The sequence below is a fragment of the Desulfobaculum sp. genome, assembly GCF_054921475.1.
The window spans coordinates 1-10640 of sequence record NZ_JBUDSW010000119.1; the positions used below are offsets into that span (position 1 = coordinate 1).

The window sequence follows — 10640 nt, forward strand, 5'->3', positions numbered from 1 at the left end:
CGCCTGCCGGGCGGGGTGCGAGTGTCATCTCGCTGTCAGCCGTGCCAGACAGGGTTTTCGCCCCTGTGGAGGGCTGAGAATTTTCCCTGAATTTGGGCAGTATTTGGCAGTATTCGGCCTTGAGGGCCATATACGTTTTTGCTAGGTACCGCTCACTCATTACGCAGTGAACTTCAGGTGCCCACAGGGCAATTATGGAAATCCGGTGCGAGTCCGGAGCGGTCCCGCCGCTGTATTTCCAAGCATTTCACGGCCATGCCGCCGAGATGCGCGAGAAGGGAAAGCCAGTCATCCTGCCTGAAGCGTTTCTGACCGTCCGGGGTACGCGGATACCACGGCGGGCAAGAAATACATCCCCCGAACCCTCCCGCGGCAAATCTTGGGCCGCAGGGTAAAAATCATGGCACGACGGCTTGAAGCAGTTTCGTGGTCGCATGTGTTTTGTCGTGTGCGATCCGGCGCTTTGTGCCGTCAGCGGAGACCCGATGCCGAAACAGATTCTCAAACGCGACGGTTGTCTTGAAACCTGGTCTACGGAGCGCATTGCTGGCGCCATCTTGAAGGCTCTCAATTCCAGCGGCATCAAGGACCCGCTCCTTGGCAAGCGCCTTGCCCGCAAGGTTGCCGAGCATATCGACGCCGAGGGCGTGGACGTTCCGGAGCAGGAATACGTTCAGGACACTGTGCAGTTGGTGCTGATGGAAGCCCGCCTCTACTCCGTGGCCGAGCGCTACATCATCTACCGCGAAAAGCGGCGCGAGATGCGCAACCAGAATCAGGCCTATATCGACATCTCCAAGATGATCGAAAGCTATCTGGACCGCTCCGACTGGCGCGTGAACGAGAACTCCAATATGGTGCATTCCTTTCAGGGGCTCATCCTGCACATGGCCGGTTCCGTTCAGGCCCGGTACGTGCTGGAAAAGTACCCGGAAGAAGTGCGGCAGGCCCACAACCATGGCTATTTCCACCTGCATGACCTGTCCTTCGGCCTTGCGGGCTACTGCTCCGGCTGGAGCCTGAGGGATCTGCTGCTGGAAGGCTTTAACCTGAGCGGCCGTTGCTCCTCCACGCCGCCTAAGCACTTTGACGCCGTGTGCGGACAGATTGTCAACTTCCTCGGCACGCTGCAGAACGAGTGGGCTGGCGCACAGGCGTTCAATAACGTGGACACCTACCTCGCCCCCTTTGTGCGTGAGGACGGCCTGAGTTACCACGACGTGAAGCAGCAGATGCAGAAGCTGCTCCACAACCTGAACACCACCTCGCGTTGGGGCGGCCAGAGCCCGTTCACCAACTTTACCTTTGACTTCGTGCCGCCCAAGCACATGGCTAAAGAGGCCGTGATCATTGGCGGCAAGCTGATGGATTCCACCTACGGCGACTACGCCGAGGAAATGGAAATGATCAACCGCGCGTTCCTTGAAGTGATGCTTGAGGGCGACGCTGACGGCCGCATCTTCTCCTTCCCGGTGCCCACGTACAACGTCACCTCCGACTTTCCGTGGGATTCCGAGTCCGGCAAGCTGCTGCTGAAGATGACCTCCCGCTACGGCGCGCCGTACTTCCAGAACTTCATCAACTCGGACCTGAACCCCGAGGACGTGCGTTCCATGTGCTGCCGCCTGCAGATGGACCTGCGCGAGATCCGCAAGAAGACCGGTGGCCTGTTCGGCGCTGGCGACCTGACCGGTTCCATCGGCGTCGTCACCCTGAACCTGCCCAAGCTGGCCTATCTGGCCCACAACGAGGAAGACTTCCTCGACCTCGTGGCCGAGTACGCCAGCCTTGCCAAGGATTCCCTGGAGTACAAGCGCAAGCTCGTCACCCAGAACCTTGAGGCGGGCATGTTCCCGTTCTCGCGCCGCTACCTGAAGAATGGCTACAAGGGCCACTTCTCCACCATCGGCGTTATTGGCGGCCACGAGGCCTGCCTGAACCTTCTTGGCAAGGGCATCGAGAGCGAAGCCGGTCTGCGCCTGATGCGCCGTACGCTCAAGCACCTGCGCAAGCTCATCGTGGACTTCCAGGAAGAGACGGGCAACCTCTACAACCTTGAGGCCACCCCCGGCGAAGGCACCTGCTACCGTCTGGCAAAAATCGACAAGGACCTGTACGAAGACATCAAGACCTCCGGTCAGGATGTGCCGTACTACACCAACTCCACGCTGCTGCCCGTGGGCATCACCTCCGACGTGGTGACCGCGCTGGAGCACCAGAACGAGCTGCAGACCGTGTATAACGGCGGCACTGTGTTCCACACCTTCCTTGGCGAGGCCGCGCCCTCCGAGGAAAGCGTGAAGAGCTACCTCCTCCGCGCCATGTCCAACACCAAGATTCCGTATATCTCGGTGACGCCCACCTTCTCGGTGTGCAAGGAGCACGGCTACATCTTCGGCGAGCACTTCTCCTGCCCCACCTGCGGTGAGGATACGGAAGTCTACACCCGCGTTGTGGGCTACTACCGTCCCGTGAACCGCTGGAACAAAGGCAAGCAGGAAGAGTATCGCGACCGCAAGGAATACGCTATGGAGTCCTTCTGCGGCTGCGAGTGCAGCGCCTAGCACAGGCGAGAGCAGCGGCCTTTTCGAGAGCGTTTTCACAGGAGTTCATGCATGATACTCAGTGCGCAGCAGTTGCGCGCCCTCCGGCAGCGCAACGATGAAGAATTGCGAAAGGGGCAGTACGCCAAGCACGGCTATCCCGCGCATACCATTCGCGACCTGTTGCAGACCGTGGAGGCGCTGAAAAAGGAAAAGAAAAAGTGGCAACGCCTTGCCACCACGCGCGGCAAAACCCTCGACGAAATCCATGAGCTGGCCGAGAAAAACGGCAACGGCAATGGCACCGGAGAGTGCAGCTAGCCCGCTCGAGAAATACCGCAATAATGAAAGGGCCGGGAGGATATATCCTCCCGGCCCTTTTTGCGTGCGGCCCCAGCAGGGAAGGGGCGCAGATTTTTGCCGCAACGGGGCGGCCGGAATTGTTCAGCTTTTGCTCCAAAATGTGTTGAACTCGGGAAAAGCCTTGCCCCATCGGCGCATTTCGGATTTCGGACAGCTGCGAATTGCGTTACCCTTGATGGGAGTCGATACGTCCGCCGCGCGCTGGCGAGGGCGCGTGGCACAAGCTTCACCAGGGGGACAGGATGAAGATAGCAGTCGAAATCACGGTGTTTAACGAGGTGATTACGAAAGTTGTCGAGTACCCGGGTATCCCGCAGAGCCACGCGGAAGTGATCCGCTGGCTGATGGCTGAAAAGATCGACCTGAAGTGGACGGACTATGAGAACGCCCCGGTTGAGGACAAGTTTGTGTTTGACCTCAAGGACGGTGTGTCTCACTGAGGGTGCGGGGCCGGGAAAAAGACCGTGCGGGAGCGCTGTGCCCCGTGCCGGTTGCCTTTAATGACAAGCACGCGGCCCCGGTCATGAAATTCATGGAGCAAGTGGACGTCGGCGAGATGGGAGAGCGCCGCGTCCAGCTCCGCATCAAGGCGCGCCTCCTCACCGGGGACGGCGCACAAACCAAGTAGGCGGTCGCGCGCAATGCCGCAGCTTCCGCCACAGGCCCAAAGGGCGGCATGCAGCCATCTCGCCAGCCCGTGGGGCGCCAGCAAGACCCGCTCGCGCAGGAACATGCGCAGGGCGGGTCTGTTGTGAAACGCGCCCGCCACGGCGGGGTGCACGCGGGCGATGCAGGTGTCATCCATCCGGTCATACAGCAGGCTCTGCATCATTTGGAAGGAAATACGGTAGCGCGCGTCCTCTAGGGAGAGGCGGGCATGCTCCAGCCGCGACAGGCTGGCGTGCACGCGGCGGCGGTTGTCCTGGCGGCTGCGCAGGTCAAGGGTGGCGAGGATGTCCGGCATGTGCACGCGGACGATGCCGTCGCCGGACTCGCTGTCTCCGGCGGCAAGGCACGCCGTCAGCACGTCTAGGTCAAATTGGTCGAACCGTTCGCCGGTGAAGGTGAAACGGCGCGTGGCCGTTGGCATATCCAGCTGATGGCAGTGCATATGTGGCCTGCGTCCGCCCCACACCGCGCGGAACAGGCTGGAGGCCATAATGCAGGCGGGCGTGATGCGCAGAAAGCGGTTCTCGTCCGGGGTGAAGCCGTTTTGCGTGGCGGCGTCGCCGGGATGGGGGCCGGATATGTACCAACTGGGCGTGTCGAACGTGCCTTCATCGGCGTAGAACATGGCGTTATCCTCTGCGCGCCCTGTGGCGCGGTGTCCGTCCGACTTCCGGGCGAACGGCGGGGCGAGTCCTCAATCTCCCCGCCGTCCGCGGACCGGAAGTCGCACCTACTATGCCAATCGCGCGGCGGCCATGCGTACCCGCCGCGCGTGACCCCCATTTCTACAGGTCTGCTGGCAGGGTCTTCAGTTCCGCATAGGAGAAGACCGGGCCGTCCTTGCAGACGTATTTTGAACCGATATTGCACCGCCCGCACAGGCCGACGCCGCATTTCATGCGCTTTTCCAGCGTGGTGATGATGTTTTCATCGGCAAAGCCCATCTTCTTCAGCGCTTGCAGCGTGAACTTGATCATGATGGGTGGCCCGCAGGTGACGGCGATGGTGCGCGCCGGGTCGGGGTGGACCTTGTCCTGCAGGACGTTGGGGATAAGCCCCACTTCGTGCTCCCAGCCCGGGGCTTCATTGTCGATGGTCAGGATGGTGCTGAGGTCGCCGCGCTCCAGCCAGTCCGGCAGTTCGTACTGGTAGGCCATGTCTTGTGGGCTGCGCGCGCCGTACAGCAGGGTGATGTCGCCGTAGTCGCCGCGGTTGTCCAGCATATACAGGAGCAGGGTGCGAAGGGGCGCCATGCCGATGCCGCCGCCGACGAAGACGATGTCCTTGCCCTTCATGTCCTCATACGGGAAGCAGTTGCCAAGGGGCGCGCGAACGCCAATCTGGTCGCCGGCGCGCAGTTGGTGCAGCTTGCCCGTCAGCTCGCCAACGCGCATGACGGAGAATTGCAGATAGTCCATGCGCGTCGGTGAGGAGTTGATGACAAAGGTTGCCTCGCCCACGCCAAACACCGACAGCTGGCCGACCTGCCCCGGCTCGAAGGTGAAGGCCTTCATGCGGTCCTCATTATTGAGGGTGACGCGGAAGGTCTTGATATTGGGCGTTTCGTCGATGACCTCTTGAATGGTCGCCATGTCCGGCAGGTAGAGGTTGGCCATGTTCTTTTGCGGCATATGGGTCATGATTGCGCCTCCGTCTCGGTGTGCGGCTCATGGGCGAGCACGCCGCATAAGACTTCGCGTATGTCCATGGAAACGGGGCAACTGCGGATGCACCGCCCGCAGCCCACACAGGCGATCTCGCCGCCGTGGCTTTGCGGGTAGTAGGCGAACTTGTGCCCCACGCGGTTGCGGAAGCGTTGGCTCTTGTCCGCGCGCGGGTTGTGTCCGCTTCCTTCCAGCGTGAACAGGGCGGACATGCAGTTGTCCCACGAGCGCACGCGTGTACCGGTGGAGCCTTTTGGCTCGTCGGTGATGTTGAAGCAGTAGCAGGTGGGGCACACATAGGAGCACACCCCGCAGCTGAGGCATTTGTCGGAAACCTGCTGCCACAGCTCGGTGTGGTCAAACAGCGCCGCGATGTGCTCGGGCGCGCCCGTCAGGTCCGTGGCTTCGCCAAGGGCCTCGCGCGCGGTGGCGTGGGCGGCTTCGGCTTCATCCTGCGCGCTTTCGGGCGGCGCGGTGAAGTTTTCGTCCTCAAGGAACGGCTCGCCGCGCGGAGTCAGGGCGAGGGCAAGGTAGCCGCCGGTGACGGGCGTTAGCAGGATATCTGAGCCTTCGGTGCCAGCCGGGTCGCCGCCGGTCCAGTTGCAGAAGCATGTGGGCGCGGGGGTGGTGCAGGCAATGCTGGCCACCACGGTAGTGTCGCGCCGCGCGGTGTAGTATTTGTCCGGATTCTCCGGGTCCGCAAAAACGCGGTCAATAACGGCCGCGCCGCGTGCGTCGCAGGGGCGCACGCCAAACAGGAGCGTTGGCGTGGTGTGCAGGGTTTCGTGCACGTCCAGCACCACCTTGTCCGGGTTTTCCGGGTCCTTGACGTAGCGGTAGGCCATAAGGGTTTCGCTGGGCGGGATGAGCGCCGTCTTGGGCGAGACCGTGGCGGGCTGGTCAAGGCACAGGGTTCTGTCCGAGGCAAAGGGGCGGAACACAACGGCCTCCCCCTCCCGGACCGGAGCCAGAACGCGGCGGTCTGCGGCCTGCCGGGTCAGCCACGGCAGAAGCTTCTCCGTGGCAAGGAACTTGGGCGTCGGCATTACCAGCTCCTTTCCTTGATTGTGGGTTCTTCCTCGCGGAAATCGAGCAGTGGCGGTGTGGCGGTGGTGTCCGTCCCCGCCGCGTAGTCAAACAGGCGGTGGATTTCGCGGTTCATCCTTTGGCGCAGGGCCAGGATGGGGATGTCCATGGGGCAGGCGCGCTCGCACTCGCCGCATTCCGTACACCGCCCCGCCGTGTGCAGGGTGTGCATGATTTGGAATATCAGCTTTTCGCGCGGGTGGTCCTCCTGCGTGACCCAGTGCGGGTCGCGCGTTTGCGCGGCGCATTGGTCGCGGCAGACGCACAGCGGGCAGGCATTGCGGCAGGCGTAGCACCGGATGCACCGCGACATCTGCTCTTCCCAAAAGGCGAAGCGTGCTGGCTCGTCCATATCTTCAAGCATGGCGAGGGTGCGTCCGGGCGCGAGCGGGGCGTCCACCGCGCCGCTGCGTTCGCCAATGAATTCGTCGGCCAGCAGGGCATCCGGATAGGCGCAGGAGCGGCACTTTTCCGCCAGCACCTGTTCGCGCCGCAGCACGTGGGTATCGGCGCCGCAGGTGACGGTGACGTCGTCCCCGTCCATACTGATGGCGTCCGCGTGGCCGCACCCGGCAAGGCGCAGCACCTCCGCCGGACTGACCACACCGCTACAGCTGAGGCCAAAGACCGTCACCTCGTCGCGGTCGATGAGGTTTTCTTGAATGAGTTCCACAATAGTGCGGCTGTCGCAGCCCTTGGCGACGATGCCCACCTTTTGCCCGCGCAGGTCCGTGAGGTAGCGGGCGAGGTTGTGCACGCACGTGGGGCCAAGGACCATGCGGTCCAGATCGGCCTCCGTGCGGATAAACAGGGGCGCGGCGTGCAGGGCGTCCGGCCCCGTGCCCCACGCCAGCACGACATCCAGCCGGGGCAGGGCTTCGCGGATGGCGTCCTTGAGGGTATCGAGCTTAGACACTGTGCGGCTCCTTTTCTGCGTGGACGGGCATCTGCGCCTCGGTGGCGGCCTGGAAGCGGGCAAGCTCCGCTCCCGCCTCGCCGGGGGAGAAGGTGGGGATGGGACCGAGGGCGTGAATCTGCTCGGTGAAGGTGGTGACCACCTGCTGCCAGCGCTGCCCCTCGGAGGCCGAAACCCACGTGTACTCAAAGCGTCCGGGCGCAATGCCGATGATGGGCAGGAAGGACTTGAGCGCTTCCAGCCGTCTGCGGGCGTAGAAGTTGCCTTTGGAGTAGTGGCAGTCGTTGGGGTGGCAGCCGGAGACCAGCACCCCATCCGCGCCGCTGAGCAGCGCCTTGACCACGAACAGCGGATTCATGCGTCCGGAGCAGGGTACGCGGATGACGCGCAGGTCCGTTGGCTGGCTAAAGCGGCCAACACCGGCGGTGTCCGCGCCCCCGTAGGAGCACCAGTTGCACAAAAAGCCTATGATCCGCAGTTCCTTGCCGTTTAGACCTGGCATAACGCATTGACCTCGGCGAGTATCTGGTTGTCTGTGAAGTGCTGGAGCTGGATGGCCCCTTGCGGACAGGTGGAGGTGCAGATGCCGCAGCCCTGACACACCGTTTCAATGACCGATGCCTTGGTCTGGCCGCGGAAGTCCGTCATCTCAATGGCGCCGAAGGGGCAGGTGGACTCGCATTTGCCGCAGCCCACACAGCGGGACATGGACACCAGCGAAACCTGCGGGTCGCTCTCCAGTTTGTCCTTGGACAGCAGGCCCACCACCTTGCAGGCGGCGGCGCTGCCTTGCGCCACGGAGGAGGGGATATCCTTTGGCCCCTGACAGGAGCCGGCCAAAAAGACGCCAGCGGTGTTGGTTTCCACGGGTTTGAGCTTGGGGTGACCTTCCATGTAGAACCCGTAATGGTCGTAGGAGATGCGCAGCTTTTCCGCGAGGTCCGGCGCGCCCTTGGCGGCCTCGGCCCCGACGGCCAGCACCACAAGGTCGGCTTCGACCTCAACCTGCGTGCCCATAAGCGTATCCGCACCGCGTACGATGAGCCGGTCCCCGGAGGGGTAAATCATGGACACACGGCCACGGATGTAGCGCGCGCCGTATTCTTCCTGCGCGCGGCGGACGAACTCGTCATAGCTCTTTCCGGGAGCGCGGATGTCCATATAGAAGACATAGGACTGGGAGTCCGGCAGGTGGTCCTTGGCGAGGATGGTCTGCTTGGCCGTGTACATGCAGCAAAAGCCCGAACAGTAGGGCCGGTCCACGGATTTATCGCGCGAGCCGACGCACTGGATGAACACGATGTCCCGTGGCTCCTTGCCGTCGGAGGGGCGCTTGATGTGTCCGCCCGTCGGGCCGGAGGCGGACAGCATGCGCTCGAATTGCAGGGAGGTGACGACGTCCGGATAGCGGCCGCCGCCGTACTCGCCGTAGCGCGTGTGGTCAAAGAGGTCATAGCCCGTGGCCGTAATGATGGCGCCGACGTGCTCGGTGACCATTTCGTCCTGCTGGGTGAAGTCGATGGCTTCCGTGGGGCAGAATTTGGCGCATGCGCCGCATTTGTCCTTGGTGAGCTTGATGCAGAATTCCGGGTTGATGGCGGCCTTTTTGGGGATGGCCTGCGGGAAGGGAATGCCAATGGCCGTGGTGGGGGCGAGGCCTTCGTTGAACGGGTCCTCGGTCTTTTTGGCCGGGCACTTTTCCATGCATAGGCCGCAGCCGGTGCACGCGTCCCAGTTCACGTAGCGCGCCTTTTGGCGCACCTTGACGGTGAAGTTGCCCACATAGCCGTCCACCTGCTCCACCTCGGACAGGGCGTGGAGGGTGATGTTCGGATGCTGGGCGATTTCCACCATGCGCGGGCCAAGGATACAGCTGGAGCAGTCCACGGTGGGGAAGGTTTTATCCAGCTTGGCCATTTTGCCGCCGATGGTCTGGGTGCGCTCCACAAGCACCACATCAAGGCCCGCCTCGGCGCAGTCCAGCGCGGCTTGAATGCCAGCCACGCCGCCGCCGATGACCATGACCCGCTTGGTCACATCAAACTGCGAAGAGGACAGCGGGCTGTCGTTTCGCAGTTTGGCGACGGCCATGTGGACAAGGTCCGTGGCCTTGGCGGTGTTGGCGTCCCGGTCCTTGCCAATCCACGAGACGTGCTCGCGGATGTTGGCCATTTCGAACATGTAGGGGTTCAGCCCCGCGCGCTGGACGGCCTTGCGGAAGGTCGCCTCGTGCATGCGCGGTGTGCAGGAGGCCACGACAACGCCGTCAAGGGCGTGGTCGTGCACGGCCTGTATGATGCCCTCCTGCCCCGGTTCCGAGCAGGCGTAGAGGGTGTCCGTTGCGTAGGCCACATCGGGGAACAGGCGCGCGGCGCCGGCAACCTTGGCCGTGTCCACGGTTCCTTCGATGTTGCTGCCGCAGTGGCACACGAAAACTCCGATTCTCATCTGTTTTTCTCCTCGCTGTGTCCTAGGCGGTCGCCTTGGCGTCTGCGGCCTTCGGACCTATGCGGTCCAGCAGCTTGAAGGGCGGGACATAGAGCTTGTCCAGTCCGAGGGCGGCATCATCAAGGCCGAGGGCCAACCCGATGAGCTGGGAATAGTAGAACACCGGCATATTGTGGCGGGTGTTGTTATCGCGGTTGATTTGGCCTTGGCGCATGTCCAGATTCATCTGGCACAGCGGGCAGGCGGTGACGATGGCGTCCGCGCCCATGGATTCGGCCACGTCAAGGATGCGCCCCGACAGCCGCGTAACCACGCCGCGCCGCGTGACGCCAAGGGACGCGCCGCAGCACTCCGTCTTGAGCGGGAAGGGGACAATCTCCGCGCCAAGGGCGGGCATGAGCACATCCAGCGACATGGGGTTTTCCGGGTCGCCGAAGTTCATCAGCTCCTTGGGGCGGCTGAGCATGCAGCCATAATAGGGGGCGAGCTTCAGGCCGGTCAGGGGCTTTGTGGTGCGGTCCTTCAGGCCCTGCGCGCCGATGTGTTCAAAGATGATTTGCAGCACGGAGACAATGGGGATGTCCGTTGGGATGGCGCCGTCCACAAGGCGCTCCACCTTGGCGCGGAAGGCGTCGTCCTGCAGTTTGTGTCTGGTGGAGCGCAGGTTTTTGAGACAGCTGGGGCAGGGGGTGGTGATGGTGTCCAGCCCCATGGTGCCTGCCTGCATGATGTTGCGGGCGGACAGCGCCGCCGAGAGGACCGGGTCTACGGCGTGGGCGGGGGTGGACCCGCAGCAGCTCCAGCCGGGAATTTCTTGAAGGCCAATGCCGAGCTGCTCGCAGATGGCGCGGGTGGACGCGTCGTACTCGATGGACGTCCCCGTTGCGGAACAGCCGGGATAGTAGGCGAAGCGGCTCATCTGGACGTCTCCTGTGCGTAGCGCTTGAATAT

At 62.9% G+C, this 10640-nt stretch carries 10 protein-coding genes and 1 riboswitch; of the genes, 3 read left to right on the top strand and 7 right to left on the bottom strand.

The window, feature by feature from the left end; genetic code table 11:
* The first annotated feature begins 158 nt into the window (after positions 1-158).
* Positions 159-315, top strand: a riboswitch (cobalamin riboswitch).
* A 170-nt stretch (positions 316-485) separates the two neighbouring features.
* From ACY69P_RS09220 to ACY69P_RS09230, 3 genes are all read left to right on the top strand, one after another.
* The gene (locus tag ACY69P_RS09220; protein ID WP_459899226.1) at positions 486-2564 is read left to right on the top strand and encodes a ribonucleoside triphosphate reductase; all 2079 of its coding nucleotides are present in this window, start codon (positions 486-488) and stop codon (positions 2562-2564) included.
* Between the two features lie 51 nt (positions 2565-2615).
* Positions 2616-2864, top strand: coding sequence for a hypothetical protein (locus ACY69P_RS09225; protein WP_459899228.1), 249 nt, complete (start codon positions 2616-2618; stop codon positions 2862-2864).
* A gap of 284 nt (positions 2865-3148) precedes the next feature.
* On the top strand, positions 3149-3346 hold the full coding sequence (locus ACY69P_RS09230) for a hypothetical protein (RefSeq protein WP_459899230.1): 198 nt from the start codon (positions 3149-3151) through the stop codon (positions 3344-3346).
* Here ACY69P_RS09230 and ACY69P_RS09235 read toward each other — a convergent pair.
* The 7 genes from ACY69P_RS09235 to ACY69P_RS09265 form a co-directional block, all read right to left on the bottom strand.
* The gene (locus ACY69P_RS09235) at positions 3340-4200 is read right to left on the bottom strand and encodes a hypothetical protein (protein ID WP_462327249.1); all 861 of its coding nucleotides are present in this window, start codon (positions 4198-4200) and stop codon (positions 3340-3342) included. The two genes, ACY69P_RS09230 and ACY69P_RS09235, sit on opposite strands and share 7 nt — an antisense overlap.
* Positions 4201-4360: 160 nt before the next feature.
* A complete protein-coding gene (locus tag ACY69P_RS09240) occupies positions 4361-5215 on the bottom strand; it encodes an FAD/NAD(P)-binding protein (RefSeq protein WP_462327250.1) in 855 nt (284 codons plus the stop codon).
* Complete coding sequence (locus tag ACY69P_RS09245) at positions 5212-6285, bottom strand: 4Fe-4S dicluster domain-containing protein (RefSeq protein ID WP_462327251.1); 1074 nt, start codon at positions 6283-6285, stop codon at positions 5212-5214. Before ACY69P_RS09245 ends, ACY69P_RS09240 begins: the two co-directional genes overlap by 4 nt.
* On the bottom strand, positions 6285-7241 hold the full coding sequence (locus ACY69P_RS09250; RefSeq protein ID WP_462327252.1) for a 4Fe-4S dicluster domain-containing protein: 957 nt from the start codon (positions 7239-7241) through the stop codon (positions 6285-6287). The genes ACY69P_RS09245 and ACY69P_RS09250 overlap by 1 nt, the downstream gene beginning before the upstream one ends.
* Entirely contained in the window at positions 7234-7743 is a 510-nt protein-coding gene (locus tag ACY69P_RS09255) for a hydrogenase iron-sulfur subunit (RefSeq protein ID WP_462327253.1), read from the bottom strand. The genes ACY69P_RS09250 and ACY69P_RS09255 overlap by 8 nt, the downstream gene beginning before the upstream one ends.
* The gene (locus tag ACY69P_RS09260) at positions 7731-9689 is read right to left on the bottom strand and encodes a 4Fe-4S binding protein (RefSeq protein ID WP_462327254.1); all 1959 of its coding nucleotides are present in this window, start codon (positions 9687-9689) and stop codon (positions 7731-7733) included. Before ACY69P_RS09260 ends, ACY69P_RS09255 begins: the two co-directional genes overlap by 13 nt.
* A gap of 22 nt (positions 9690-9711) precedes the next feature.
* Positions 9712-10608 (bottom strand): CoB--CoM heterodisulfide reductase iron-sulfur subunit B family protein, encoded by an 897-nt coding sequence (locus ACY69P_RS09265; protein WP_462327255.1) that lies wholly within the window; start codon positions 10606-10608, stop codon positions 9712-9714.
* Positions 10609-10640 lie beyond the last annotated feature (32 nt).

Coding starts and splice junctions, on each gene's coding strand:
- ACY69P_RS09265 (WP_462327255.1), bottom strand. CDS start 10,608: ATGAGCCGCTTCGCCTACTATCCCGGCTGTTCCGCAACGGGGACGTCC.
- ACY69P_RS09235 (WP_462327249.1), bottom strand. CDS start 4,200: ATGTTCTACGCCGATGAAGGCACGTTCGACACGCCCAGTTGGTACATA.
- ACY69P_RS09240 (WP_462327250.1), bottom strand. CDS start 5,215: ATGACCCATATGCCGCAAAAGAACATGGCCAACCTCTACCTGCCGGAC.
- ACY69P_RS09255 (WP_462327253.1), bottom strand. CDS start 7,743: ATGCCAGGTCTAAACGGCAAGGAACTGCGGATCATAGGCTTTTTGTGC.
- ACY69P_RS09245 (WP_462327251.1), bottom strand. CDS start 6,285: ATGCCGACGCCCAAGTTCCTTGCCACGGAGAAGCTTCTGCCGTGGCTG.
- ACY69P_RS09225 (WP_459899228.1), top strand. CDS start 2,616: ATGATACTCAGTGCGCAGCAGTTGCGCGCCCTCCGGCAGCGCAACGAT.
- ACY69P_RS09230 (WP_459899230.1), top strand. CDS start 3,149: ATGAAGATAGCAGTCGAAATCACGGTGTTTAACGAGGTGATTACGAAA.
- ACY69P_RS09220 (WP_459899226.1), top strand. CDS start 486: ATGCCGAAACAGATTCTCAAACGCGACGGTTGTCTTGAAACCTGGTCT.
- ACY69P_RS09260 (WP_462327254.1), bottom strand. CDS start 9,689: ATGAGAATCGGAGTTTTCGTGTGCCACTGCGGCAGCAACATCGAAGGA.